The organism is Streptomyces sp. NPDC029956 (assembly GCF_055574655.1).
This window is the reverse complement of record NZ_JBVHZJ010000006.1, coordinates 92,112-115,639: the sequence shown is the minus strand read 5'-3', so window position 1 is coordinate 115,639 and position 23,528 is coordinate 92,112. Positions and strand designations below refer to the sequence as shown.

Annotated in this window: 24 protein-coding genes and 1 riboswitch; of the genes, 8 read left to right on the top strand and 16 right to left on the bottom strand. The window is 71.7% G+C overall.

Annotated elements, in window-relative coordinates:
• Positions 1–201 precede the first annotated feature (201 nt).
• Positions 202–687, top strand: coding sequence for a type II toxin-antitoxin system PemK/MazF family toxin (locus tag ACZ4XX_RS06680; protein WP_468506849.1), 486 nt, complete (start codon positions 202–204; stop codon positions 685–687).
• A 70-nt stretch (positions 688–757) separates the two neighbouring features.
• Here ACZ4XX_RS06680 and ACZ4XX_RS06675 read toward each other — a convergent pair whose 3' ends face one another.
• The 10 genes from ACZ4XX_RS06675 to clpS all read right to left on the bottom strand — a co-directional run bounded on the left by ACZ4XX_RS06675 (position 758) and on the right by clpS (position 8,633).
• A complete protein-coding gene (locus tag ACZ4XX_RS06675) occupies positions 758–1,708 on the bottom strand; it encodes a PLP-dependent cysteine synthase family protein (RefSeq protein WP_329279207.1) in 951 nt (316 codons plus the stop codon).
• A 5-nt stretch (positions 1,709–1,713) separates the two neighbouring features.
• The gene (locus ACZ4XX_RS06670) at positions 1,714–1,992 is read right to left on the bottom strand and encodes a MoaD/ThiS family protein (RefSeq protein ID WP_266892320.1); all 279 of its coding nucleotides are present in this window, start codon (positions 1,990–1,992) and stop codon (positions 1,714–1,716) included.
• Positions 1,993–2,083: 91 nt separating this feature from the next.
• The gene (locus tag ACZ4XX_RS06665; protein ID WP_315986240.1) at positions 2,084–2,200 is read right to left on the bottom strand and encodes a putative leader peptide; all 117 of its coding nucleotides are present in this window, start codon (positions 2,198–2,200) and stop codon (positions 2,084–2,086) included.
• A 44-nt stretch (positions 2,201–2,244) separates the two neighbouring features.
• Positions 2,245–3,030 (bottom strand): ABC transporter ATP-binding protein, encoded by a 786-nt coding sequence (locus ACZ4XX_RS06660; protein ID WP_468506848.1) that lies wholly within the window; start codon positions 3,028–3,030, stop codon positions 2,245–2,247.
• Positions 3,027–4,070: a FecCD family ABC transporter permease gene (locus tag ACZ4XX_RS06655; protein ID WP_468506945.1), complete on the bottom strand. Its 1,044-nt coding sequence runs from the start codon at positions 4,068–4,070 to the stop codon at positions 3,027–3,029. The genes ACZ4XX_RS06660 and ACZ4XX_RS06655 overlap by 4 nt, the downstream gene beginning before the upstream one ends.
• A 203-nt stretch (positions 4,071–4,273) precedes the next feature.
• Positions 4,274–5,263 carry an ABC transporter substrate-binding protein gene (locus ACZ4XX_RS06650; RefSeq protein WP_468506847.1) on the bottom strand — a complete coding sequence of 330 codons (990 nt, stop codon included), beginning with the start codon at positions 5,261–5,263 and terminating at the stop codon, positions 4,274–4,276.
• A 42-nt stretch (positions 5,264–5,305) separates the two neighbouring features.
• A riboswitch (cobalamin riboswitch) is annotated at positions 5,306–5,439 on the bottom strand.
• On the bottom strand, positions 5,432–5,860 hold the full coding sequence (locus ACZ4XX_RS06645) for a M67 family metallopeptidase (protein ID WP_468506846.1): 429 nt from the start codon (positions 5,858–5,860) through the stop codon (positions 5,432–5,434). (Overlaps the previous riboswitch by 8 nt.)
• Positions 5,861–5,983: 123 nt before the next feature.
• Positions 5,984–7,411: an amino acid permease gene (locus ACZ4XX_RS06640; protein ID WP_468506845.1), complete on the bottom strand. Its 1,428-nt coding sequence runs from the start codon at positions 7,409–7,411 to the stop codon at positions 5,984–5,986.
• A gap of 335 nt (positions 7,412–7,746) precedes the next feature.
• Positions 7,747–8,328: a DUF2017 domain-containing protein gene (locus ACZ4XX_RS06635; RefSeq protein ID WP_055599780.1), complete on the bottom strand. Its 582-nt coding sequence runs from the start codon at positions 8,326–8,328 to the stop codon at positions 7,747–7,749.
• Positions 8,328–8,633 carry an ATP-dependent Clp protease adapter ClpS gene (gene clpS, locus ACZ4XX_RS06630; RefSeq protein ID WP_030222252.1) on the bottom strand — a complete coding sequence of 102 codons (306 nt, stop codon included), beginning with the start codon at positions 8,631–8,633 and terminating at the stop codon, positions 8,328–8,330. The genes ACZ4XX_RS06635 and clpS overlap by 1 nt, the downstream gene beginning before the upstream one ends.
• A 111-nt stretch (positions 8,634–8,744) precedes the next feature.
• Between clpS and ACZ4XX_RS06625 the strand changes: the two genes are divergently transcribed.
• Both ACZ4XX_RS06625 and ACZ4XX_RS06620 read left to right on the top strand, forming a co-directional pair.
• Positions 8,745–10,073 (top strand): nicotinate phosphoribosyltransferase, encoded by a 1,329-nt coding sequence (locus ACZ4XX_RS06625; RefSeq protein ID WP_468506844.1) that lies wholly within the window; start codon positions 8,745–8,747, stop codon positions 10,071–10,073.
• Positions 10,074–10,196: 123 nt separating this feature from the next.
• Entirely contained in the window at positions 10,197–10,796 is a 600-nt protein-coding gene (locus tag ACZ4XX_RS06620; protein ID WP_468506843.1) for a nicotinamidase, read from the top strand.
• A gap of 73 nt (positions 10,797–10,869) precedes the next feature.
• On the opposite strand, the gene ACZ4XX_RS06615 is transcribed toward ACZ4XX_RS06620, so the two are convergent.
• Both ACZ4XX_RS06615 and ACZ4XX_RS06610 read right to left on the bottom strand, forming a co-directional pair.
• The gene (locus tag ACZ4XX_RS06615) at positions 10,870–11,181 is read right to left on the bottom strand and encodes a hypothetical protein (RefSeq protein ID WP_229313964.1); all 312 of its coding nucleotides are present in this window, start codon (positions 11,179–11,181) and stop codon (positions 10,870–10,872) included.
• Between the two features lie 133 nt (positions 11,182–11,314).
• Positions 11,315–13,753 (bottom strand): immune inhibitor A domain-containing protein, encoded by a 2,439-nt coding sequence (locus ACZ4XX_RS06610; RefSeq protein WP_468506842.1) that lies wholly within the window; start codon positions 13,751–13,753, stop codon positions 11,315–11,317.
• A 333-nt stretch (positions 13,754–14,086) separates the two neighbouring features.
• Between ACZ4XX_RS06610 and ACZ4XX_RS06605 the strand changes: the two genes are divergently transcribed.
• On the top strand, positions 14,087–14,365 hold the full coding sequence (locus ACZ4XX_RS06605) for a hypothetical protein (RefSeq protein ID WP_468506841.1): 279 nt from the start codon (positions 14,087–14,089) through the stop codon (positions 14,363–14,365).
• Between the two features lie 55 nt (positions 14,366–14,420).
• Here the strand turns inward: ACZ4XX_RS06605 and ACZ4XX_RS06600 are convergent, their stop codons facing one another.
• Complete coding sequence (locus ACZ4XX_RS06600; protein ID WP_468506840.1) at positions 14,421–15,203, bottom strand: RDD family protein; 783 nt, start codon at positions 15,201–15,203, stop codon at positions 14,421–14,423.
• A 110-nt stretch (positions 15,204–15,313) separates the two neighbouring features.
• A complete protein-coding gene (locus tag ACZ4XX_RS06595; RefSeq protein ID WP_468506839.1) occupies positions 15,314–16,999 on the bottom strand; it encodes an RDD family protein in 1,686 nt (561 codons plus the stop codon).
• Positions 17,000–17,311: 312 nt separating this feature from the next.
• Between ACZ4XX_RS06595 and ACZ4XX_RS06590 the strand changes: the two genes are divergently transcribed.
• A complete protein-coding gene (locus tag ACZ4XX_RS06590) occupies positions 17,312–17,803 on the top strand; it encodes an SsgA family sporulation/cell division regulator (RefSeq protein ID WP_468506838.1) in 492 nt (163 codons plus the stop codon).
• A gap of 41 nt (positions 17,804–17,844) precedes the next feature.
• Here the strand turns inward: ACZ4XX_RS06590 and ACZ4XX_RS06585 are convergent, their stop codons facing one another.
• The gene (locus ACZ4XX_RS06585) at positions 17,845–19,212 is read right to left on the bottom strand and encodes an FAD-binding oxidoreductase (protein ID WP_468506837.1); all 1,368 of its coding nucleotides are present in this window, start codon (positions 19,210–19,212) and stop codon (positions 17,845–17,847) included.
• A 97-nt stretch (positions 19,213–19,309) separates the two neighbouring features.
• Between ACZ4XX_RS06585 and ACZ4XX_RS06580 the strand changes: the two genes are divergently transcribed.
• The gene (locus tag ACZ4XX_RS06580; RefSeq protein WP_468506836.1) at positions 19,310–20,809 is read left to right on the top strand and encodes a tetratricopeptide repeat protein; all 1,500 of its coding nucleotides are present in this window, start codon (positions 19,310–19,312) and stop codon (positions 20,807–20,809) included.
• A 214-nt stretch (positions 20,810–21,023) separates the two neighbouring features.
• Here the strand turns inward: ACZ4XX_RS06580 and hppD are convergent, their stop codons facing one another.
• Positions 21,024–22,169 (bottom strand): 4-hydroxyphenylpyruvate dioxygenase, encoded by a 1,146-nt coding sequence (gene hppD / locus ACZ4XX_RS06575; RefSeq protein ID WP_073913408.1) that lies wholly within the window; start codon positions 22,167–22,169, stop codon positions 21,024–21,026.
• Positions 22,170–22,290: 121 nt separating this feature from the next.
• On the opposite strand from hppD, the gene ACZ4XX_RS06570 reads away from it, so the two are divergent.
• Positions 22,291–22,758 carry an Lrp/AsnC family transcriptional regulator gene (locus ACZ4XX_RS06570; protein ID WP_030324955.1) on the top strand — a complete coding sequence of 156 codons (468 nt, stop codon included), beginning with the start codon at positions 22,291–22,293 and terminating at the stop codon, positions 22,756–22,758.
• Positions 22,759–22,931: 173 nt separating this feature from the next.
• Positions 22,932–23,513 carry a helix-turn-helix domain-containing protein gene (locus ACZ4XX_RS06565; RefSeq protein ID WP_468506835.1) on the top strand — a complete coding sequence of 194 codons (582 nt, stop codon included), beginning with the start codon at positions 22,932–22,934 and terminating at the stop codon, positions 23,511–23,513.
• Positions 23,514–23,528 lie beyond the last annotated feature (15 nt).

Here is a 23,528-nt window from a genome sequence, read left to right as displayed (position 1 = left end):
AGCGTGAACCTCCGTGGACGGATACGGAAAGCGCGCTGAGGAAGGGGGAGGCTGTGCGGTCTGTCGAGCGTAAGGCGCTCCAGGGCCTGTCGCTCCTTTGCGGTGGCCCGTTGTGGGCGAACTCACGGGCTCTGTCACCGGTTCGGATGGATGGTGGGCCGCGTCGGCGGAGTGAGCCGCGCGCCGGTACCGTCTTGAGGTATGGACACGTCGTGGTGGCCCGCGCTGGTCGCGGTCGTGGTGATCGCACTGGTGGTGGCGCTCGCCGACGGGTGGCGGCGGTCGTCGCGCCGCCCTTCGGGACGTCCGTCGGGACAGCGGCGGCCGCCGACCAGGCCGCCCGGTCGGCCCACCGGGCCGCGGAAGGCTCCCTCGCGGTTGCCGCGGGCCGCGGAGATCTGGTGGGCGGACGTGCCCTTCGAGGACGGGCCCGGGTCGAAGGACCGGCCCTGTCTCGTGCTGTCGGTACGGGGGGACAGCGCGCTCGTCGCCAAGATCACCAGCAGGTACCACGACGAGCGGCCGGGTGTGATCGCACTGCCGCCGGGCGCGGTGGGTGACGCGCAGGGGCGGCCGAGCTTCCTGGAGACGGACGAGCTGCGCGAGGTGCCGGTCTCGGATTTCCGGCGGAGAGCGGGAACGGCGGACCCGGTCCTGTGGGACCAGGTCCGCCATCTGGCGCGTTAGCGCTGTGCGGGGCCGGCTGCCGGGTGCGGGCACGGAGGCCCGGGCGCGGCTGGGCTCGGGGCGCGAGGGCCTACGCCCAGAGCTGGCCCTGGACCGCCTCGATCGCCTCTTCCGTGGTGGCCGCCGTGTAGAGGCCGGTCGAGAGGTACTTCCAGCCGCCGTCGGCGACGACGAAGGCGATGTCCGCGCTCTCGCCCGCCTTCACCGCCTTGTTGCCGACGCCGATGGCCGCGTGCAGGGCGGCGCCCGTCGACACGCCCGCGAAGATGCCCTCCTGCTGGAGGAGTTCGCGGGTGCGGGTGACGGCGTCGGCGGAGCCGACGGAGAAGCGGGTGGTGAGGACGGAGGCGTCGTACAGCTCCGGTACGAAGCCCTCGTCGAGGTTCCGGAGGCCGTAGACGAGGTCGTCGTAGCGCGGCTCGGCGGCGACGATCTTGACGTCGGGCTTCTGCTCGCGCAGGTAGCGGCCGACGCCCATGAGGGTGCCGGTGGTGCCGAGGCCCGCCACGAAGTGGGTGATGGAGGGCAGGTCGGCGAGGATCTCGGGACCGGTGGTGGCGTAGTGGGCGCCCGCGTTGTGCGGGTTGCCGTACTGGTAGAGCATCACCCAGGTCGGGTTCTCGGCCGCGATCTCCTTGGCGACGCGCACCGCCGTGTTCGATCCGCCCGCCGCGGGGGACGAGATGATCTCCGCGCCCCACATGGAGAGCAGCTGGCGGCGCTCTTCGCTGGTGTTCTCGGGCATGACGCAGACGATGCGGTAGCCCTTGAGCTTGGCGGCCATGGCCAGGGAGATGCCGGTGTTGCCGCTGGTCGGCTCCAGGATGGTGCAGCCGGGGGTGAGGCGGCCGTCCTTCTCCGCCTGCTCGATCATGTGGAGCGCGGGGCGGTCCTTGACCGAGCCGGTCGGGTTGCGGTCCTCCAGCTTCGCCCAGATGCGGACGTCGTCCGAGGGCGAGAGCCGGGGGAGGCGGACGAGCGGCGTGTTGCCGACCGCCGCCAGCGAGGAGTCGTAGCGCATGTGGATCAGACCATGCCACCGGCGACGGCCGGCAGGATCGTGACGTTGTCGCCGTCGGTGAGCTTGGTGTCGATGCCGTCGAGGAAGCGGACGTCCTCGTCGTTGAGGTAGACGTTGACGAAGCGGCGGAGCTTGCCGTCGTCGACGATGCGGGCCTCGATCCCGGTGTGGCGGGACTCCAGGTCGGCGAAGAGCTCGGCGAGGGTGCCGCCGCTGCCCTCGACGGCCTTCTGGCCGTCGGTGTAGGTGCGGAGGATGGTCGGGATGCGGACCTCGATGGCCATGGCGTGGGCTCCTGTCGGAAGTGGCGTGATGGGCGCGCTGCTGGGGCCCCCGCGCGGAGGGGGTCGTACGTAAGTGCGCTCGGCCGGTCGCTCAGAGCGCAGCGCGGGACGAACAGATCGCGCTGGCGAGGCGGCACAGGTCGACGTGCAGGCGCGCGACGAGCAGCACGGTGCCCGGAGTCTCTTCGCTCACGTCGTGGGAAACCATGGGCTCATCGTATCGATTCCCGGTCCGGGTTTCGGAATGTGATCTCACATGGTGGATGATTCCTGCCCGCCTGCCGGACGGTGCTGGAAGAGGACGGTGGGGCTCCCCGTCCTCGGATGCGGGATGACCTCGGCATCCACCCCGTAGACGGCTGCGAGCAGGGCGGGGGTGAGGACCTCGGCGGGGGTGCCGCCGGTGACGAGCCTTCCGCGCTCCAGGACGTAGATCCGGTCGCAGTACGCCCCCGCCAGGTTGAGGTCGTGCAGGGCGAGCAGGTTGGTGGTGCCCAGGGTACGGACGAGGGCGAGGACGTCCAGCTGGTGGCGGATGTCCAGGTGGTTGGTGGGTTCGTCGAGGACGAGGAGGGCCGGGTCCTGGACGAGTGCGCGGGCGACCAGGGCCCGCTGGCGCTCGCCGCCGGAGAGGGTGGGGTACGGCCGGTCGGCGAGGTCCGCGAGGCCGACCCGGGCGAGGGCTTCCTCGGCACGCTCCCGGTCGGCGCCGGTGTCGCCCTCCCAGAACCGTTTGTGCGGGGAGCGGCCGAGGGCGACGAGTTCGGCGACGGTGAGTTCGAACTCGAGGGCGCTGTCCTGGGGGACGGTGGCGATGCGGCGGGCGCGGGCCTTGGGGCCCAGGGTGTGGAGGTCGTCGCCGTCGAGGAGGGCGCGGCCCGCCGTGGGGGTGAGGGTGCCGTAGACGCAGCGCAGGAGGGTGGTCTTGCCGCTGCCGTTGGGTCCGATGAGGCCGACGGTCTCGCCGGGGCGGACGGTGAGGTCGACGGAGCGGAGGCGGTTCTCGTACGAGAGGCCGTGCAGGCTCAGTTCGGTCACTGCGGTGCCCCTTCCGGGCGACGGCGCATCAGCCAGAGGAAGAACGGGCCGCCGGTGAGGGCGGTGAGGACGCCGACGGGGATGTCCTGGGGTGCGGCGACGGTCCGGGCGCCGAGGTCGGCGAGGACCAGGGCGAGCGCTCCGCCGAGCGCGGCGACCGGGAGGAGCCTGCGGTGCGGGGCGCCGACGGCGAGCCGGGCGGCGTGCGGGGCCATCAGGCCGACGAAGCCGACGGCTCCGCTGGCGGCGACCATGACGGCGGTGACGAGGGAGGCGAGGACGAAGACGGCGGCGCGGAAGCGGGCGGTGTCCAGGCCGAGGACGGTGGCGCCCTCCTCGCCGACGAGGAGCAGGTCGAGCGGGCGGGCCAGGGCGAGGAGGGCGCCGACGCCGACGGCGAGGACGGCAGCGGGCAGGGCCAGGGTGTCCCAGCGGGCGCTGCCGAGGCCGCCGAGGGACCAGTACATGGCCTCCTGGAACTGCTCGGGGCGTCCGGCGACGACCAGGAGCAGGGTGGCGAGGGCGGACAGGATGTAGGAGACGGCGACCCCGGCGAGGACGAGCCGGGTGCTGGTCAGCGTGCCGCCGCGGCGGGCGAGCCCGTAGACGAGGACGAGGGCGAGCAGAGCGCCCGCGAAGGCGCCGGCGGGCAGGGCGAGGGTGGTGGTCACGCCTCCGACGAGGCCCGCTCCCCCGCCGGCGACGAGGACGAGGACGGCTCCGGCGGAGGCGCCGGAGGAGATCCCGAGGAGGAAGGGGTCGGCGAGCCGGTTGCGGACGAGGGCCTGGAGGACGGCGCCGACGACCGCGAGTCCGGCGCCGACGACCGCCCCGAGCAGGACCCGGGGCAGTCGTACGTCGAGGACGATCGTGCGGTACGGGGAGGGGTCGGCGGCGCGTCCGGTGAGGGCGTCGAGGACCTGGCCGGGCGGGATGCGGACGGAGCCGAGGGCGAGCGAGGCGAGGGCCGCGGCGGCGAGGGCGAGGACCAGCCCGGCGACCACGGCCGTGTACCGCAGGGGCCCGCCGCCCGCCCGCACGGCCGGGCCGGAGCGCCCGGCACCGGCCCGCCCGGCGGGCTTGGCCGGCTGGGCGGGCTTGGCGGCGGGCTCGTCCGGTGGTTCGGGGCGCGGCGGGATCCGCGGCGGCGCGGGCGGTTCCCCCGGCGGCGGCACGGACGGTTCTCCCGACGGCGGCGCGGGCCGCTCTCCCGGTGATGTGCCCGCGGCGCGGGCCCCCGCGCTCATCGGGCCGGGTGGAGCTGGGCCGCCAGCTTGTCGACGGCCGCGGGGACGCGGACGCCGAGGACGGTGTCGGAGAGCGGCATCACGGCGAACCGGCGGTTCTTGATCGCCGGGACGTCCTTGAGTGCCGGGTCGTCGAGGAGCCGCTTCTTCTTCTGTTCGACGGTGGTGGAGCCGTAGTCGTAGATGACGACGACCTCGGGCCGGCGGGCGACGACCTGTTCCCAGGTGGCGTCGCCGAAGGGCTTGTCGAGGTCGGCGAAGACGTTGCGGCCGCCGGCGCGGGTGATGAGTTCGTTGCCGATGCCCTTGCCGCCCGCGGTGAAGGCGGTCTTGTCGCCGCTGTCGTAGACGAAGACGGAGACGGGTGCCGTGCCCTTGAGGCGCTTCTCGGTGGCGGCGACGGTGGTCCTCGCCTCCCGGACCCACTTCTCGGCCCGGTCGCGGACGCCGAACGTGCGGCCGATCTCGTCGACTTCGCGGTAGAGGTCGTCGACGGAGGGCGAACCGGAAGGGCAGTACTCGGTGTTGAGCCGGGTGTCGATGCCCGCGCGCTTCAGGTCGTCGCGGCTCCGGCCGTCCTTGCTCGCGAAGGCGGAGGAGTAGCCGCCGTACACGAAGTCGGGGTCGGCGGCGAGCAGGGCCTCCTTGGAGGGGTACTCCTTCGCGAGGACGGGGACGGAGTCGTACGCCTTCTTGTAGGCGGGGAGGACCGCGTCGTCGAGGTAGGCGGTGCCGACGAGGGACTTCTCCAGGCCGAGGGCGAGCATGACCTCGGTGACGTGCTGGTTCATGGTGACGGCGCGCTTCGGCGGGGTCTCGAACGTCGTCTTCACACCGCAGTTGGAGACGGTGTACGGGAATCCCGGGCCGGCCTTGGCGGCGGGGGTCTCCGCCGCGGGGGCCGAGCAGGCGGCGAGCATCGGGAGCAGGGCGGCGGCGGACAGCAGGGGCGCCAGGGGCAGCCGGGTACGGCGGGGCCAGGACATGACGGAACGTGCCTCCTCCGGGGATTTCCACGTCCCCGATCGGTGGTGAGAAGGCGGCAGGTCAGTTCCTGGCTTCCGTCTCCCGGAGGAGGCGGTCACAGTGGCGGGACCGTGCCGGATTCGCACCGGCTTCCTGGGTCCTGCCGCCCGTAGGTCCCGGCCAGTGTCTCAGGCGTCGTACTCCTCGACGACCTTGACCTCCTCCTCGGTCACGACGCCCTCGACGATCGTGAAGGAGCGGAACTGGAAGGGGCCGGCGCCGTCGCTGTCCGCGGTGGAGACGAGGACGTAGTGGGCCTGGGGCTCGTTGGCGTACGAGATGTCCGTGCGGGACGGGTAGGCCTCGGTCGCGGTGTGCGAGTGGTAGACGATGACGGGCTCCTCGTCCCGGTCGTCCATCTCGCGGTAGAGCTTGAGCAGGTCCGCGGAGTCGAACTCGTAGAAGGTGGGCGAGCGGGCGGCGTTGAGCATGGGGATGAACCGCTCGGGGCGGCCGGTGCCGACCGGTCCCGCGACCACGCCGCAGGCCTCGTCGGGGTGGTCCGCGCGGGAGTGGTCCACGATCTGGTCGTACAGGGCCCGGGTGATGGTCAGCATGGCGACAGGATAAGCCGACGGGCCGTTCCGTACCGGGGAGTGGTACGGAACGGCCCGTATGCCGAGACGATCGAGGTCAGGGTCGTTTGGGGACGACCCGGGGCGACCGCCCGTGGGGTCCGGTCAGGACCGCTTGGCGAAGGCTGCGCCCTCGGGGTTGCGGGACTTCAGGACCAGGTAGGAGACGCCGAGGATCAGACCCCAGACCGGGGCGGCGTACAGCGAGACGCGGGCGCCCTCGTCGATGCCCATCATCACGATGACCATGCCGATGAAGAGGAGCGCGAACCAGCTGGTGTACGGGGCTCCCGGGGCCTTGAAGGTGGACTCGGGGAGCTCGCCGCGGTTGGCCTTGGCCCGGTAGCGGATCTGGCAGACCAGGATCATGATCCAGGCCCACATGCCGGAGATGGTGGCGAAGGAGACGACGTACTCGAAGGCCTTGCCCGGGGCGACGTAGTTGATCCAGACGCCGACCAGCATCAGCGAGGCCGAGAAGGTCAGGCCGAGCAGCGGGGTGCCGCTCTTGGTGAGCTTCGTGAAGACCTTCGGGCCCTGGCCGTTGAGCGCGAGGTCGCGCAGCATGCGGCCGGTGGAGTACATGCCCGAGTTGCAGGAGGAGAGGGCGGCGGTCAGCACCACGAAGTTGACGATGGCGGCGCCGACGCCGAGGCCCATCTTCTGGAAGGCGGCGACGAACGGGGAGACGCCCGGCTGGAACTCGGTCCACGGGACGACCGACAGGATCATGATGAGCGCGCCGACGTAGAAGACGGCGATGCGCCACGGCACGGTGTTGATGGCCTTGGGCAGGACGGTCTTCGGGTCCTTGGACTCGCCGGCGGTGACGCCGACCAGCTCGACGGCGAGGAACGCGAACATCACGATCTGCAGGGTCATCAGCGTGTTGCCGATGCCGGTGGGGAAGAAGCCGCCCTGGTCCCACAGGTGGGTGACGGAGGCGGTGTCGCCGGCGTCGGAGAAGCCGATGGTGAGGATGCCGGCGCAGATCAGGATCATGCCGATGATGGCGGTGACCTTGACCATGGAGAACCAGAACTCCAGCTCACCGAAGAGCTTCACGGAGATCAGGTTGGCGCCGTAGAGGATCACGGTGAAGACCAGTGCGGAGATCCACTGCGGGATGTCCCACCAGTACGTCATATAGGTGGCTGCGGCGGTGACTTCGGTGATGCCGGTGACGACCCAGAAGAGCCAGTACGTCCAGCCGGTCACGAAGCCCCAGAACGGACCGACGAACTCCCGTGCGTACTCCGCGAAGGAGCCGGACACGGGGCGGTACATGAGGAGCTCGCCGAGGGCGCGCATGATGAAGAAGATGACCAGGCCCGCGATGGCGTACGCGAGGATCAGGCTGGGTCCCGCCTTGGCGATGGCCTTGCCGGCGCCGAGGAAGAGGCCGGTGCCGATGGCACCGCCGATCGCGATCATCTGGATCTGTCGTGCGCCGAGGCCACGCTGGTAGCCCTCGCCGCCGTCCACGGCCCCGTCGGTGCCGTCGTGCTGCTTGTCGACCTGCACAGAGGTCATGGTGGTGCGCCTTTCTCCATGCTGATCCGCGCGACTGCGAGTGCGTCTGCCGCGGATCAGATCCTGATCCCCCCGGATGTGGATGGAGTGCTACCGGCGGTCAGCCGGTCCAAGCGCCCTCGGGAACAGGGGTGGCGTCCCCGAGCGGTCGTGAAGATTTATCACGGGGTGGGACGCGATCGAGGGAGTCGGGTGTGGCGCACGCCACGAAATGCGGCGGGCGAAAGGGACTCAAGACGCCGAAGCGGACGCTCTGATAACGCATTCGTTATCCGGATTTGAGCGTCCGCTGAGCGAACATCCCGTCACCGCGGGATGTCCGGAGGGGGGTGTCGTCAGGACATCAGGGTCTCGACGAGGGACTCCTGGAGCGCCCCCAGCCAGAGGTAGGCCATCACCATCGGCTTGCGCGGGTCGGAGTCCGGCAGCCGGTACAGCTGCTCGCCCTCGTCGTCGGTGACCTCCAGGCGGGTGCCGATGGTCAGCCGGAGGTCGTTGAGCGCGCCGAGCCAGGCGCGGGACTCGTCCGGGGTCAGCTTCAGGACGGCGCCGCCCTCGCCCGCCGCGTCGGCGGAGAGCGCGTCGAGGGCGCGGACGACGACGAGGGCGTCCTCGCGCTTGCGGGCCCGCAGGTCGTTCTCGGTGAAGCGGCGGAAGTCGGAGGCGGCGGCCCGCAGCTCCTCGCTGTCGTCCCCGTACGCGTCGGGGAAGAGGCGCTTGAGGGCGGGGTCGGACGGCGGCTTGCTGGGGCCCTCGGCGAAGAGCGCGGCCAGTGGGTCGGCGTCCTTGGCGGGCTCGTCGCCCGGTCCGATCAGCTCCATGAGCTGGACGGCGAGGGAGCGGAGGATGGAGATCTCGACGTCGTCGAGGGCGACGGCCGCGCCGCCGCCGGGCAGGGTCTCGAAGTGGCCGGCCATCAGCCGCGGTCCTGGGTGAGGGTCGCCCAGAGCCCGTAGCCGTGCATCGCCTGCACGTCGCGCTCCATCTCCTCGCGGGTGCCGCTGGAGACCACCGCGCGGCCCTTGTGGTGCACGTCGAGCATCAGCTTGTGCGCCTTGTCCTTGGAATAGCCGAAGTACGCCTGGAAGACGTAGGTCACGTAGCTCATCAGGTTGACCGGATCGTTGTGCACGAGGGTCACCCAGGGCACGTCGGGTTCGACGACCGCGGAGACCTCCTCGGCCGATTCCGTACGTTCGATCTCAATTGGCGCGACGCTCACTCACCCCATGCTGCCACCCCGGAGGGCCCGTCGCACAAACGGGTCACCCGCCCGTCACTCGCCCGCCCCACTATTCGTCACTCTGACGATTTCTGCGCTAGCATCGCTGACATGAACGCTGCGGACCTTGGGCTGCCGGTGGACGTGCCGTCGACCGCGCTCTTCACCGATCAGTACGAGCTGACCATGCTCCAGGCAGCCCTCCGGGGCGGCACCGCCGACCGACGCTCGGTCTTCGAGGTCTTCACCCGGCGACTGCCCGAGGGCCGGCGCTACGGCGTCCTCGCGGGCGTCGGCCGGGTCCTCGACGCCGTCGAGAACTTCCGGTTCGACCCCGCCGTCCTGGGCTTCCTGCGCGAGCGCGCCATCGTCGACGAGCCGACCCTGGAATGGCTCGCCCGCTACCGCTTCACCGGCGACATCTGGGGCTACCCCGAGGGCGAGGTGTACTTCCCCGGCTCACCCGTCCTGCGGGTCGAGGGCTCCTTCGCCGAGTGCGTGCTCCTGGAGACGGTGATCCTCTCCATCCTCAACCACGACTCCGCCATCGCCGCCGCCGCCTCCCGCATGTCGGCCGCGGCCGGCGGGCGCCGCCTGATCGAGATGGGCGCCCGGCGCACCCACGAGCTGGCGGCCGTCGCCGCCTCCCGCGCCGCGTACGTCGGCGGCTTCGACTCCACCTCGGACCTCGCGGCCGGCTTCCGCTACGGCATCCCGACCGTCGGCACCTCCGCCCACGCCTTCACCCTCCTCCACGACAGCGAGCGGGACGCCTTCCGCGCCCAGGTCGAGAGCCTCGGCCGCGGTACGACCCTGCTCGTCGACACCTACGACGTCGCCGAGGCCGTGCGTACCGCCGTCGAGGTGGCGGGGCCCGAGCTCGGCGCCGTCCGGATCGACTCCGGCGACCTGCTGCTCGTCGCCCACCGGGTGCGGCAGCAGCTCGACGAGCTGGGCGCGCGGGACACGAAGATCGTCGTCACCTCGGACCTCGACGAGTACGCCATCGCCTCTCTCGCGGCGGCCCCGGTCGACGCGTACGGGGTGGGCACCCAGCTGGTCACCGGCAGCGGCCACCCGACCTGCTCCATGGTCTACAAGCTGGTCGCCCGTGCCTCCTCGGCCGACCTCAGGGCCCCGCTCACCCCGGTCGCCAAGAAGTCCCTCGGCGGCAAGGCCTCGGTCGGCGGGCGCAAGTGGGCGGCCCGCCGGCCCGACGCGTACGGCGTCGCGGAGGCGGAGGTCGTGGGCGTCGGCCCGGTGCCGCCGGAGCTCGCCGACCACCAGCTCCTGGTCGAGCTGGTCAAGGGCGGCGACGTGGTGGCCCGGGAACCCCTGGAGGCCGCGCGGTCCCGGCACATCGCGGCCCGCACCGGGCTGCCGATGTCGGCGATCCAGCTCTCCCGGGGCGAGCCGGTGCTGCCGACGGAGTACATCTAGGCCCTGGCCTAGAGCCGCACAGGTCCCGGAGCCCCACGGAGACCGGACCCGCCCCCTCCCGGTGGGCGGGCCGAGTCTCTAGGCTCGGTCCCACCCCTCCCCGACGCGCTAAGGACACCCGCCATGCACCGCGCATTGATCGTTGTGGACGTTCAGAACGACTTCTGCGAGGGCGGCAGCCTCGCGGTGACCGGCGGCGCGGACGTCGCCGCCGCCATCACCGACCTGGTCGGCCAGACGGCGGGCAGCGCCTACCGGCACGTGGTCGCCACCCGCGACCACCACGTCGACCCGGGCGCGCACTTCGCGCCGGCCGGTGAGGAGCCGGACTACGTCACCTCCTGGCCGGTGCACTGCGTGGCCGGCACGGAGGGGGTCGGCTTCCATCCGAACTTCGCGCCGGCCGTCGCCAGCGGGGCGATCGACGCCGTCTTCGACAAGGGCGCCTACGACGCGGCGTACAGCGGCTTCGAGGGGCACGACGAGAACGGGCGGACGCTCGCGGAGTGGCTCCGTGAGCGGGAGGTCGCCGAGGTCGACGTGGTGGGCATCGCCACCGACCACTGCGTGCGGGCGACGGCCCTGGACGCCGCCCGTGAGGGCTTCCGCACCCATGTGCTGCTCGACCTGACGGCCGGCGTCGCGAAGGAGACGACGGACCGGGCCCTGGAGGAGCTGCGGGCGGCGGGCGTGGTGCTGACCGGCAAGCCCGTGGTGGCCTGAACGGTCGCGCGAGGGTCCGGCCGGCAGCCCGCGGGGGCCCTGAGGGCGGCCCCGCGGGGGAACGGTCGGGGGCTCAGGCCGCCGGTTCCCTGGGGAGGGACCGTACGGGGTGCCAGAGCTCCTGGGCGGCGCCGGGCGCGGATCTCCACAGCAGGCCGTCGGGGTGGTGGAGGACGGCAGTGATCTCGTCCGGGGTGGGCGGTTCGCTGTTGCCCCGGAGGTAGACCGCCCGCAGCCCGAGGTTCCGCAGCCGGGTCAGGGCGCGGGCACGGTTCGCGGCGTGGACCAGGAAGCGGACGCTGGCGCCGTCGCGGGCCGGGCTGGGCAGCCCTATCGCGACGACCACGCTGCCTCCCGGCAACTTGCAGAACCCTCCGTTGGGCATGCGGAACCACTCCCCCGTGGATCGACTGTCAATAAGAACATCGGTCTGAAGCGTCAGACGCACCTAAACACGATCGGCCGTCGCCCGCTAGAGGGGCGACGGCCGATCACGCTTTGACCTGCGGTTTTACCGATTACTTCGTGGACGGACCCACGCGGACCGTGATCGTCTCGCCGTTCTTCGGCTCCTTGACGACCTGGATCTTGGTGTTGGTGTCAGTTACCTGGACACCGGCGCGCGCCGTCTCCTGGAGCCAGTACGTGCCCTTGCGGTCGTCGAAGACCGGGTTGCCCGGCAGCGACGGGACGAACGCCGCGACGTCGGCCTTGTGGAGCAGGAGGCCGTCGGTCTTGTACGTGCCGAAGGTGGAGTCGTACGCCTGGACGCGGTTGCGCATCAGGGTGCCGTCCTTCCACTTCAGCGGGGTCGGGTGGGAGTCGACCGGAAGGATCAGACCCTGGCCCGGGTGGACCGCGGTGTTGTTGTCCTTCTGGGAGAGGTCCCACTTCCAGATGAGCAGGCCGTTCTGGTACGGGTAGTGCTCGACCCAGCTCGCCTTGTCACCGGTGAACCCGAAGTTGTACGGGCCGACCTTGAGGGTGGCGTCGTACGAGACGTACTGGCGGTTCTCCGCGATGTAGTACTGCTCGTACTCCTTCGTGAAGCCCTTGCCGACCCGCGAGAAGCCCTTGGCCGCCCAGCCGTTGTCACCGTTCTCGGCGCCGTCCGAGAAGACGGTGGCACCGTCGGCGGTCAGCGTGATGGCGTCGGCCGTGAAGCCCTTGCCGCCGGCGCCGCCGTCCGTCTGGTAGCGGAAGCGGAGGTCGAACTTCTTGCCCGCGTAGGCGTCGAGGCCGTAGACGAGCTCCTTGTGCGTGCCCGAGACGTCGGTCAGCGCCGGGGCGCCGCTGGCGTCGCGCGGGAGCGCCTTGCCGTCGGCGGTGCCGTCCAGGGCCGTCCAGTTGGCGCCGCCGTCGGTCGACACCTCGGTGTAGAGGTAGTCGTAGTCGAGCTCGATGTCGTACCAGCCCTTGAGCTTCAGGGAGGCGGACGTCTTGCCCGTCAGGTCGACGGAGCGGGTCAGGGTGTTCTTGAGGTCGTCACCCATGTTGCTCCACCACTGCGTGGCACCCTCGGCGGGCGCGACGACATCGGTGGTGACGGCCTTCTTCGGCAGCTCGACGACGAGCGCCTGGGGGTTCTTGGTGTTGTACTCGGCGACGCCCAGCTTGTGGGTGGAGTTCCACTTGCGGGCCTCGTTGGCGACCTTGGTGTAGTTCAGCCAGCCGAGCTGCAGCTTGTCCCAGGCGTTCATGTCGCCGGGCAGGTCGCCGATGGCGTCCTTGCCGCGGCCGAGCCAGGAGCCGGAGGACATGAGCGACCAGAAGCCGGTCGAGTTCTCGGCGCCGGGACGGCCGGAGGTGTCGTACAGGTCCGGCAGACCGAGGTCGTGGCCGTACTCGTGCGCGAAGACGCCGAGGCCGCCGTTCTCCGGCTGCATCGTGTAGTCGCCGACCCAGATGCCGGAGTCACCGATCTGCGTGCCGCCGGCCTTGTTGTTCGCCGGGCCGGTCTTGCCCGCGTTGGTGCCGTAGGCGTACCAGCGGTGGGCCCACAGGGCGTCGCCGCCCTGGGCGCCGCCGCCCGCCGACTCGTCCTCGCCCGCGTGGACGATCTGGAAGTGGTCGATGTACCCGTCGGGCTCGTTGAAGTTGCCGTCGCCGTCGAAGTCGTACCGGTCCCAGAGGTCGTACTGGGCCATGTCGGCCTTGATCTGGGCGTCGGTGCGGCCCTTGGCCTTCTGGTCGGCCACGAAGGCGGTGACGCCGTCGCGGACCGCGTCCCAGACGTTGGAGCAGTTGCTGTTGCCGCAGTAGTTCGAGCCGTAACGGGCCTCGTTGTACTCGACCTTGACCCAGTCGGAGACGTTGCCGTCGACCGAGTAACGGCCGGACGAGGTCTTCTCGTAGTAGGTCTTCAGCGACTGCTTGGCCTGACCCTTGGCGTCCTTGCCGGTGCCGAAGTACAGGTCCTGGAAGTGCTGCTGGTTGTAGTCGGCCTTCCAGTCCGTGGAGTTGTCGTGCGCACGGTCCGGCTTGGCTATCTGGTTGTGCAGGGGACCGGGCGTGCCGCCGAACTTCGGCTTCGGCTCGGTCGTCTCGTCGTCCGCACGGTCGACCAGGGTGGTGGTGTCCACCTTGTCGCCGAACTCGACGAGGATCGTGAAGATCTTGTCGGTCTTCTCACGGCCGAGCTCGACGAACTTCTTGTCGTCGAGCTTGACGACCTGGGAGCCGTTTCGGCGCTCCACCTTCGACTCGCCACTCAGCACCTGCTCCAGGGCAGCCTTGCGCTGCTGCTCCTGCTGCTCGCTGAAGGGACCCTCGAGGTCGTGGTCGACCGCCGTCTTGTCGATCCCGGCGCCGGGCGCCGGGTCGTGACGGACATCGGCCGGGTTCACACTGCTGTGATTGTCGGCCCATGCGGTGGTGAAGGTCGAGGCGGTGGCGGCGGTGGCCGCGAGCGCCACAACAACTGCGGACGTTCTGATCGCCCGTCGTCTGTTGGTCACTTGATATGTCCTCCCCGGCGCCCGCGCTACGGACCGAAGGTGGGGTGTCCGTCCGGCGGGTCGCGCGTCACAAGTGACGACATTCGACCGGAGGGAAGCAAGAAAAGACAGATCTTGACTTGCACATACCAACTGCACTATGCGGGAGTGGAATTCCGATTATCGGACGATCGGCAGGCGCCCCGCGGGGAAAAATCACACGACCCGTGACTCCGTGCGCCCCCCGTGCACCCCGTGCCCCCGCATCGTGGGTGAGGTCACGCTTACTTCGGTTCCGCCCGGGCATCCACGGTCTTAGAGTCGAACCGTTGTCCTGAGAGGGCGGTACGTGTCATGCAGCGTCCGAACGCCGCGCAACTCACCTACGGTTCGGCCACCGTCGTTCTCGCGACCGTCGCCCTGCTGCTGCTCTCCGGCACGACGAACACGCTCGGGATCACGGTGATCTGTCTCGCCGGCCTGCTGCTCGGACTGCTCGTGGCGGTGACGATGCCCCTGCGGACGGCGGGCGTCAAGACCGCCGCACCGACTCCGGCACCCGCCGCACACGAAGAGGTCCGGGTACCGACCGCGCGCGTGGGCGCGGGAGTCGACACCCGGACCGGTTCGTGACCCTCGTCCGTCATACGTCGCCTCCGCCGGGCTCACGCGGACGACGTCGGTCCGGCTACTGCGGGACGGAGACCACCACCGTCTTCGCCGCCTTGTCGTGCAGACCCTGCTTGTAGGGCTTGTCGACCAGGATCAGGATCAGCAGGAGCAGCGGCCACAGGCAGGCACAGCAGACCAGGGCCGGCAGCCACAGCACGATCGCGCGCAGCAGCGACTGGCTCATCGGCGGCGTCGAGCCGTCGTTGAGCATCGCGACCCGCAGCTTCATCCACTTCTTGCCGAGGGTCTGGCCGTTCTTGGCGACCATCACCGTGTCGTACGCGACGTACGCGACGATCGTGATCAGCTGGAAGACCAGCTGGCTACCGCCGTTGAGGCTGTTGACCGTGTCGCCGAAGTCGCTGCCGTCCTCGGTCGCCCGCGAGTAGATCTTGAACGGGATGCCGATGATCGCCAGCGGGATCGCGATGATCAGCCAGTCGATGACACGGGCGATGATGCGCTTGCCCGACTCGGCGAGCGGCGGCATCCCGGAGAGCGGATCGGTCCCTCCGTACCCGGCGCCGTAGCCGCCGTACGGGGGCGGCGGCGGCGCGTTGTCGTACGGCGAGCCGCCCGAGGAACCGTACGGCGAACCGCCCGTGGGTCCGTACGGACTCCCGGGCGGCGGACCTCCCGGCGGCGGCCCTTCCGGGGGCGGGCCCCCCGGCGGCGGCCCTTCCGGGGGCGGTCCGGACGGCGGCGGCTGGCCGGCGGAGGGCGGCGGAGGCTCCTGCGGCCTCTTGAGGAACGGGTCCTCCTCGGGCGGCTGGCCGGGCGGCGGCTGATCGGTGCTCATGGGGGCAGTGCATCCCGGGCCGGGCGCCCCCGCAAGGAATCACCGCCCGTTCGGGGGACCCCAGGCCGCCGGGGGTCACCCGGTCCGGCCGGGGGCCAGCGGCCCGCGGATCAGCGGGCCACGAACGTACGGGCGGCCTTGTCGTGCCAGCACTGCCGCCAGGGGCGGTCGAAGAGGCACCACAGGACGTTGAGGACGCCGATGGCCAGCAGCCCCAGGACGCTGTAGACGAGCCAGCGGCGCAGGGCCGCCCCGAACCGCGGCGGCTGGTGCGCCTCGATGTCCCGCACCTCGATCCCGCACAGCCTCTTGCCGAGCGTGCGCCCCCACTTGGCGGTGGGCAGCGCCTCGTACAGGACGCCGATGACGAAGAACGCGGCCAGCGCGATGCCGAACTGCACGGAGGTCGTGCCGTCGACGAGCCACACCTGGACGGTGACGCCGGACTGCTTCGCCGCCTCGATCTTGCCGTTGATGTGGTCGAGGGCGGCGGTCACGAACGGGAAGGCGGCGGCGCCGACGAGCGCGCCCAGGACGAGGGTGTCGATCAACCGGGCGATCAGCCTCCGGCCGAGCCCGGCGGGGCGCGCGGAGGCCTGCGCGCGGGCCGCCTGCACGAACAGGTCGTCGACGGGCGGCTTCCAGGGGACGACGGGCTGCTGCGGGTCCTGGGCGGTCTGGGGCTGCGGCTGTTGCGCCTGGGCCTGCGGCTGCGCCTGCTGGGCCCAGGAGGGGGTCGCGGGCGCCGGGGCCGGGACGGACGCCTGCTGTACGGGGGCGGGCGCGGGCGCCGGGGCGGCGGCCGCGGCAGGCTCGGGGGCCGGCCGGGGAGCCGCCGGCCGGGGCCGGGGTGCCTGCGGGGCCGGCTGCGGCTGCTGAGGCGCCGCGGCGGGCGCGGGCGCGGGGATCGGCGTGACCGGCATCCCGCCGAGGCGCGCCGCTCCCCCGGTGGCCCGGGGGTCCGCCGCCGGGGCGGCGGACCGCGCCGCGTTCTCGGGCTCGGGTTCGCCCGCACCGGCGACCGGCCAGTCGGCCGGGGTGCGCGGGTCGGGGGTCCGGGGCGCGCCCCAGGAGACCTTCTGGTCGAGGTCGCCGCCGAAGCCGGTCTGGCGGGAGGTGTCCGCCTGCCAGGCCGAGGCGGGTTCCGCGGGAGCCGGCTCCTCGTCGAAGAAGACGGGCCCCGTCTCCTCCACGGTGGGTACGGGGGCCAGGGCGGGTGACCGGTCCTGCGCGGGAAGCTGCTGCGCGGGCGCCTGGGACTGTGCCGGTACGGATGCGGCGGGACGCGCGGGCTCCGGCTCGGGAGCCGGCTGCGGCTGGTACGGCTGCTCGGGGAGCTGGTGCCGCTGCGGCTGAAGCTGCCGCTCGTACGGCTGCTGAGACTGCTGCTCGTACGGCTGCTGCGACTGCGGCTGCGGCTGCTCGTCCCTGAACTGCTGCGGCTGCTGCGGCCGGTGCTGCTGCTCGTCCTGGAACGGCTGCGGCTGCTGCGCCGGCTCGTCCTGGAACGGCTGCGGCCGGTGCTGCGCGGGCTGGTGCGGCTGGACCGGTTCCGGTTCGGGCCGGGCCGGCTGCGCGGCGACCGGTGCGGGCGCCGGGCCGGAGGCCAGGATCGGGCCGTCCGGGATCGCCGAGGCCGGCGGACCGGCCGGAACCTCACCGTCCGTGGGCGCGGGCCTGCTCGTGCCGGGAACCCAGGCGCCCCCGTTCCAGTACCGGATGTACCCGGGAATGGACGGGTCCGGGTAGTACCCCGCCTGCGGTACCTCTCCGCCGCCTCCAGGAGGAGTAGCCACTGCCCCGACTCCGTTCAGTCACAACGCCCTTGATCCGCGCGGCCGCGTGCCGGGCGTGCCGCGCCCAAGGAGGACAGTAACGAAGAACGCCCCCGAGGGAACAAAGAGCCCGTGAGAAAGCCCGCCTTCGAGGAGGACGCATACCGGAATCGATCACTCCCGGTGATGTTCGGGCCGGTACATGCTCCCCGTACCCCTGCCCGGAAAAAACTTCCCGAGAAAACTTCCCGAAGTCGCGTAATGAGCCGCGGGTACGCCGCTCTCTCCAGACGAAGGCCCGCACGGGGCCGGCCGGCGAGAGGGAGTACGACCATGCAGAACACCGACAACAACACCGTCGAGCGCGAGCTGGAGCTGAAGCTGGTGCTCTCGCCCGAGCGTGCCGTCCCCGTCCCCGCCCGGCTCGCCTACCGCACGGACGACCCGTACGCCGTCCACATCACGTTCCACATCGGCACCGACCACCCGGTCAACTGGACGTTCGCGCGCGAACTCCTGGTCGAGGGCGTGTTCCGGGCCTGCGGGCACGGCGACGTGCGCATCTGGCCCACGAAGGTCGACGGCCGCAGTGTCATCCTGATGGCGCTCTCCTCCCCCGACGGCGACGCCCTGCTGGAGGCGCCCTCCGCGCAGGTGTCCGCCTGGCTGGAGCGGACCCTGCGCGCGGTGCCGCCGGGCACCGAGTCCGAGCGCCTCGGCATCGACGACGGACTCGCCGAACTCCTGGCGACCACCGTGATCGCCGACGAGCTGTGGCTGCGCGACCCGTGGCCTTCGGACGAGTCGCAGGACGGCGAGCAGTGAGCCCGGCACCCGTGCGACCGCGACCTCACGGGGCCGCCGCGTCAGAACAGCTTTCCGGGGTTGAGCAGCCCCAACGGGTCGAAGGTGGCCTTGATCCCGCGCTGCAGCTCGATGCCGACCGGCCCCAGCTCCCGGGCCAGCCACTCCTTCTTGAGGACGCCCACGCCGTGCTCGCCGGTGATCGTGCCGCCGAGCGCGAGCCCGAGCGCCATGATCTCGTCGAAGGACTCCCGCGCGCGCCGCGACTCGTCCTCGTCGGTGTGGTCGAAGCAGACGACGGGATGGGTGTTGCCGTCGCCGGCGTGCGCGCAGACCCCGATGGTCAGGTCGTACTTCTCCGCGACCGCCGCCGTGCCGGCGAGCATCTCGGCGAGCCGCGTCCGCGGCACGCACACGTCGTCGATCATCGTCGCCGACTTGATCGTCTCCAGGGCCGTGAGGGAGAGCCGGCGTGCCTGGAGGAGGAGTTCGGACTCGGCGGTGTCGGCGGCCGGGACGACCTCGGTGGCGCCCGCAGCCGCGCACAGCTCCCCCACGGCGGCCAGATCGGCGGCCGGGTCGGGGGTGTCGAAGGCGCACAGCAGCAGCGCCTCGGTGGTGTCGGGCAGACCCATGCGCGCCATCCTGTTGACGGCCTGGACGGTGGTGCGGTCCATGAGTTCGAGCAGCGACGGGGTGTGCCCGCGCTCCATGATCGTGCAGACGGCCGCACAGGCGGCGGCCGCGGAGGGGAACTCGGCGGCCAGCACGAGCTGCGCCGGAGGCTGCGGCTTCAGCTGGAGCACGGCCCGGACGACGATGCCGAGACTGCCCTCCGAGCCGACGAAGAGCCTGGTGAGGTCATAGCCGGCGACGCCCTTGGCGGTGCGGCGGCCGGTGGACAGGAGCCGGCCGTCGGCGAGCACGACGTCGAGGCCGAGGACGTACTCGGCCGTCACCCCGTACTTCACACAGCACAGACCGCCGGAGGCCGTGCCGATGTTTCCGCCGATGGTGCACGTCTCCCAGCTGGACGGGTCCGGCGGGTAGGAGAGGCCGTGCTCGGCGACGGCCCGTGACAGCACCGCGTTGACGACACCCGGTTCGACGACGGCGATCCGGTCGACCGGGTTGATCTCCAGGATGCGGTCCATCTTGACCAGGGAGAGCACGATGCAGCCCTCGGAGGCGTTGGCGCCGCCGGAGAGGCCCGTGCGGGCTCCCTGCGGGACGACGGGGACGCGGAGTTCGGTCGCGGTCCGCATGACGTGCTGCACCTGCTCGACGGTGCGCGGGAGCACGACGACCGCCGGAACGCCGGCCTCGCAGAAGCTCGCCATGTCGTTCGCGTAGGAGGCGGTCACGTCCGGATCGGTGAGCAGCGCCTCGGCGGGCAGCCCGGCGCGCAGCCGCGTCAGAAGATCGTCCATGACTCCAGCGTGGCACCCGGGGCCATCGGTGTGAACCCGCCGGGGCAGGCGCTTCGTGTGCTCTTCGTACAGGCACGCGCGGGCCACAGTGAGCGCCATGAAGACGCAGAACGTGTCGAGGACGGTCCTCGCGGCCGGAGTGGGCGCGGTGCTCGCGGCGACGGCACTCCTTTACGTCCCCGAGCTCCTCGACCAGGGGCCGCCGCCCCCGCCCGGTCCGGCCGAGCGGGCGACGATCGCGGCCCACGCGGGCGCGCAGGCCGCGCTCCCGGACCTGGCCGCGCTGATCACCGACCGGGAGAAGTGGCTGCGCGGCCACCCGGACGACGACGCGTCCTGGGCGGAGCTCGGCGCGGCGTACACGGAGCGGGGCGCGCGCCTCGGCGACGTACGGGACTATCCGCGCGCCGAGCAGGCGCTGCGGCGCTCGCTGGCCGAACGGCCCGCCGCGCGCGGCAACACGGCGGCCCAGCTGGGCCTGGGGGCGCTCGCGGGGGCGCGCGGCGACTGGAAGTCGGCCGTGGAATGGGGCGAGAAGGTCCGGAAGGCGGATCCGCGCCGCTGGCCCGCGTACCCGGTCCTGATGGACGCGTACAACGGTCTCGGGAACTACCAGGCGGCCCGGAAGGCGATGGAGACCCTGGAGGGGCTCCACGCGGGCGCGGTGGTGCGGGCCCGGGCCGCGCAGACCTTCCGCGACCGGGGCTGGCGCGAGGACGCCGACGCGGCGGCCCTCGACGCGGTGGCGCTCGCGGAGACGGCCCCGGACAAGGCGGCCGCGCTGGCACGGGTCGGGGACCTGGCGTGGGAGCGCGGCGAACCGGACGAGGCGCTCGCGCGGTTCGGGGAGGCGCTGACGCAGGTACGGGACCACGGGCCCTCGCTCGCGGGCCGGGCGCGGGCGCTGACGGCGCTGGGCCGCACCGACGAGGCACTGCGGGACTGGCGGGCGGCGCTGGCCCGGCTGCCGCTGCCGGAGTACGTCCTGGAGGCCGGCGAGCTGTCCGAGTCGCTGGGCCTGAACGGGGACGCGCGGGCGCTGTACGAGCGGCTGCGGACCGGCACGTGGGCGGGCGGGGAGGTGACCCTGGCGCTGCTCGACGCGGACCACGGGAACGCGGCGGCCGCGGTCGCCCGGATGCGGGCGGAGTGGGCGCGCGGGCACCGCTCGGTGCGGGTCGCGGACGCGCTGGGGTGGGCGCTGTACCGGGCGGGTGCGCCCAAGGAGGCGCTGGGGTACGCGACACGGGCCACGGAGGAGGGCCTGCGGAGCGCCCTCTTCTCGTACCACCGGGGCGAGATCGAGCGGGCCCTGGAGGAGCACGGCCCCGCCCGGCGGCACCTGGCGGAGGCGCTGCGGATCAACCCGCACTTCTCGCCGCTGCTCGCGCCGAGGGCGGAGGAGGCGGTGGCGGCGCTCGGCGAGCCGTCGGACGAACTCCCGAGGGAACTCCGCCCGGAGCCGGAGCCGGAGCCGGAGAAGCCGCGGCGGGAGGGGTCACGCACCCCGGAGAAGCCCGCGAAGCCTGCACAGCCCGTGAAGCCCGCCGAACCCGCGGCGCCCGCCGAACCCGCGCAGGCGGGCAAGCCCGCGTAGGGGTCCGCACGCGCGGGCCTCGGCGGCGAAACCCGCGCGGGGGCCGGCGGGCGGGAAGGATTTACGGCGTCCCGGGCAGGCCCCGTGTCCCGCCGGGACGCCGAGGGCCGCCGTCCGGACACAGCGTCGGCCGCGTGCCCGGGACGGCCCGGTCGGTGGCGCACGGTGAGGGGCCCGGGGCGTGGCCCCGGGCCCCTCACCGTGCGAACGGGTGTCAGAGGTTGCCGCGCTTCTCCTGCTCGCGCTCGATGGCCTCGAACAGCGCCTTGAAGTTGCCCTTGCCGAAGCCCATGGAGCCGTGGCGCTCGATCATCTCGAAGAAGACGGTCGGGCGGTCCTGGACCGGCTTGGTGAAGATCTGCAGCAGGTAGCCGTCCTCGTCGCGGTCGACGAGGATCTTCAGCTCGCGCAGGGTCTCGACGGGCACACGGGTCTCGCCGGCCCACTCGCCGAGGGTGTCGTAGTACGAGTCGGGGGTGTCGAGGAAGGAGACACCGGCGGCCCGCATCGCGCGCACGGTGGCGACGATGTCGTTGGTGGCGAGGGCGATGTGCTGGACGCCGGCGCCGCCGTAGAACTCCAGGTACTCGTCGATCTGCGACTTCTTCTTCGCGATCGCGGGCTCGTTGATCGGGAACTTCACCTTGAGGGTGCCGTCCGCGACGACCTTCGACATGAGGGCGGAGTACTCGGTGGCGATGTCGTCGCCCACGAACTCCTTCATGTTCGTGAAGCCCATGACCTTGTTGTAGAAGCCGACCCAGTCGTTCATCTTGCCGAGCTCGACGTTGCCGACGCAGTGGTCGATGGCCTGGAAGGTGCGCTTGGCCGGCGGCTCGACGATCGGCTTGGCGGCGACGAAGCCCGGCAGGTAGGGGCCGTCGTAGCCGGAGCGCTCGACGAGGGTGTGGCGGGTCTTGCCGTACGTGGCGATGGCGGCGAGGACGACGGTGCCGTGCTCGTCCTTGACCTCGTGCGGCTCGGTGAGGCCGGTGGCGCCGTGCTCGACGGCGTAGGCGTACGCGGCGCGGGCGTCCGGCACCTCGATGGCCAGGTCGACGACGCCGTCGCCGTGCTCGGCGACGTGATCGGCGAGGAAGCGGCCCCGGTCGGTCGTGACCTTGATGACGGAGGTGAACACGAACCGGGCGGCGCCGTTGGTGAGGACGTAGCTGGCGGTCTCGCGGGTGCCGTTCTCCGGTCCGGAGTAGGCGACGAGCTTCATGCCGAAGGCCGTGGAGTAGTAGTGCGCGGCCTGCTTGGCGTTGCCGACGGCGAAGACGACCGCGTCCATTCCCTTCACGGGGAAGGGATCGGCCTGCCGCGCGGTGGAGGGGGTGTGATCGATGGTCTCAGTCATGGCAGCAATGTCCCGCCGTTCTGCAAGGTGCGCAAGAGTTCGCTGATCTACTGGTCATGTTGCACAGTGACGGGCGAGTATGGCCGTGCGACTTGTACATCCTGACCATGGGGAGACCGCTGTGGCGATCGATCATCTGGACGGCCGGCTCATCACGCTCCTCGCGCGCGAGCCGCGCATCGGGGTCCTGGAGGCCTCCCGGCGGCTCGGGGTGGCCCGGGGGACGGTGCAGGCTCGGCTCGACCGGCTCCAGGCGAGCGGGGTGATCAGGGGTTTCGGGCCGCAGGTGGACCCGGCGGCGCTCGGCTATCCGGTGACGGCGTTCGCGACCCTGGAGATCAAGCAGGGGCAGGGAGCGGACGTCCGGGGGCATCTGGCGACGGTGCCGGAGGTCCTGGAGCTGCACACGACGACGGGCCACGGCGACATGCTCTGCCGCCTCGTCGCCCGCTCGAACGCGGACCTCCAGCGGGTGATCGACAAGGTGGTGGCGTTCGAGGGGATCATGCGGGCGTCGACGGCGATCGTGATGGAGAACCCGGTGCCGCTGCGGATCATCCCGCTGGTGGAGCAGGCGGCGCAGGAGTAGGCGGTGCAGGAGTAGGGCGGCTCGGGAGCACGGCGGCTCGGGAGCAGGTGGCGCACGAGCCGCAGACGCACGGCCGCGCAGGAGCAGGGCGGCCGGACACGAGGAAGCGACTGCAAAGGACTGGTTGCAAAGAATCCCTTGCAACCAGTCCTTTGCAACTCTACGCTCGGACCATGCCCGAGCCCGAAGCGTTCCCGACCCGCCCCCTGGACCCGCGCACCCTGCGCGGGCTCGCCCATCCCCTCCGCATCCGGCTGCTGCGGGCCCTGCGCGCCCACGGCCCCGCCACCGCCTCCGGGCTCGCCGAGCGACTGGGCGAGTCCAGCGGCGCGACCAGCTACCACCTGCGCCAGCTCGCGGCCCACGGCTTCGTCGAGGACGACCCGACGCGCGGCAAGGGACGGGAGCGGTGGTGGAAGGCCGCCCAGCAGGGCGTGACGGTCGACGAGACGCTCTCCCGGAACCCGGACCCCGAGGTCCGCGGCGCCCTCGACCTCTACGTCCACGAGATCGCGACCATCCACACCCAGGAGCTGAGCACCTACCTCGGCACTCGGCACGACTGGGACGACGCCTGGCTCGGTGTGTCCGACATGAGCGACTTCACCCTGCGCCTGCCCCCCGAGAAGCTCCGCGAGCTCGACCAGAGGATGCACGCGCTCATCGCGAGCTACCGGGACATCGAGGAAGCCGACGCGCCCGACGCCAAGCGCGTACGGATCCATCTGCACGCGTTCCCGCAGTACGAGAACTGACGGAAGGAACCACGG

Bases quoted from the DNA above. Each gene is read 5' to 3' on its own strand.
- ACZ4XX_RS06680 (WP_468506849.1), top strand. From the start codon at position 202: ATGGACACGTCGTGGTGGCCCGCGCTGGTCGCGGTCGTGGTGATCGCA.
- ACZ4XX_RS06675 (WP_329279207.1), bottom strand. From the start codon at position 1,708: ATGCGCTACGACTCCTCGCTGGCGGCGGTCGGCAACACGCCGCTCGTC.
- ACZ4XX_RS06670 (WP_266892320.1), bottom strand. From the start codon at position 1,992: ATGGCCATCGAGGTCCGCATCCCGACCATCCTCCGCACCTACACCGAC.
- ACZ4XX_RS06665 (WP_315986240.1), bottom strand. From the start codon at position 2,200: ATGGTTTCCCACGACGTGAGCGAAGAGACTCCGGGCACCGTGCTGCTC.
- ACZ4XX_RS06650 (WP_468506847.1), bottom strand. From the start codon at position 5,263: ATGTCCTGGCCCCGCCGTACCCGGCTGCCCCTGGCGCCCCTGCTGTCC.
- ACZ4XX_RS06645 (WP_468506846.1), bottom strand. From the start codon at position 5,860: ATGCTGACCATCACCCGGGCCCTGTACGACCAGATCGTGGACCACTCC.
- ACZ4XX_RS06640 (WP_468506845.1), bottom strand. From the start codon at position 7,411: ATGACCTCTGTGCAGGTCGACAAGCAGCACGACGGCACCGACGGGGCC.
- ACZ4XX_RS06635 (WP_055599780.1), bottom strand. From the start codon at position 8,328: ATGGCCGGCCACTTCGAGACCCTGCCCGGCGGCGGCGCGGCCGTCGCC.
- ACZ4XX_RS06625 (WP_468506844.1), top strand. From the start codon at position 8,745: ATGAACGCTGCGGACCTTGGGCTGCCGGTGGACGTGCCGTCGACCGCG.
- ACZ4XX_RS06620 (WP_468506843.1), top strand. From the start codon at position 10,197: ATGCACCGCGCATTGATCGTTGTGGACGTTCAGAACGACTTCTGCGAG.
- ACZ4XX_RS06615 (WP_229313964.1), bottom strand. From the start codon at position 11,181: ATGCCCAACGGAGGGTTCTGCAAGTTGCCGGGAGGCAGCGTGGTCGTC.
- ACZ4XX_RS06605 (WP_468506841.1), top strand. From the start codon at position 14,087: ATGCAGCGTCCGAACGCCGCGCAACTCACCTACGGTTCGGCCACCGTC.
- ACZ4XX_RS06600 (WP_468506840.1), bottom strand. From the start codon at position 15,203: ATGAGCACCGATCAGCCGCCGCCCGGCCAGCCGCCCGAGGAGGACCCG.
- ACZ4XX_RS06590 (WP_468506838.1), top strand. From the start codon at position 17,312: ATGCAGAACACCGACAACAACACCGTCGAGCGCGAGCTGGAGCTGAAG.
- ACZ4XX_RS06585 (WP_468506837.1), bottom strand. From the start codon at position 19,212: ATGGACGATCTTCTGACGCGGCTGCGCGCCGGGCTGCCCGCCGAGGCG.
- ACZ4XX_RS06580 (WP_468506836.1), top strand. From the start codon at position 19,310: ATGAAGACGCAGAACGTGTCGAGGACGGTCCTCGCGGCCGGAGTGGGC.
- hppD (WP_073913408.1), bottom strand. From the start codon at position 22,169: ATGACTGAGACCATCGATCACACCCCCTCCACCGCGCGGCAGGCCGAT.
- ACZ4XX_RS06565 (WP_468506835.1), top strand. From the start codon at position 22,932: ATGCCCGAGCCCGAAGCGTTCCCGACCCGCCCCCTGGACCCGCGCACC.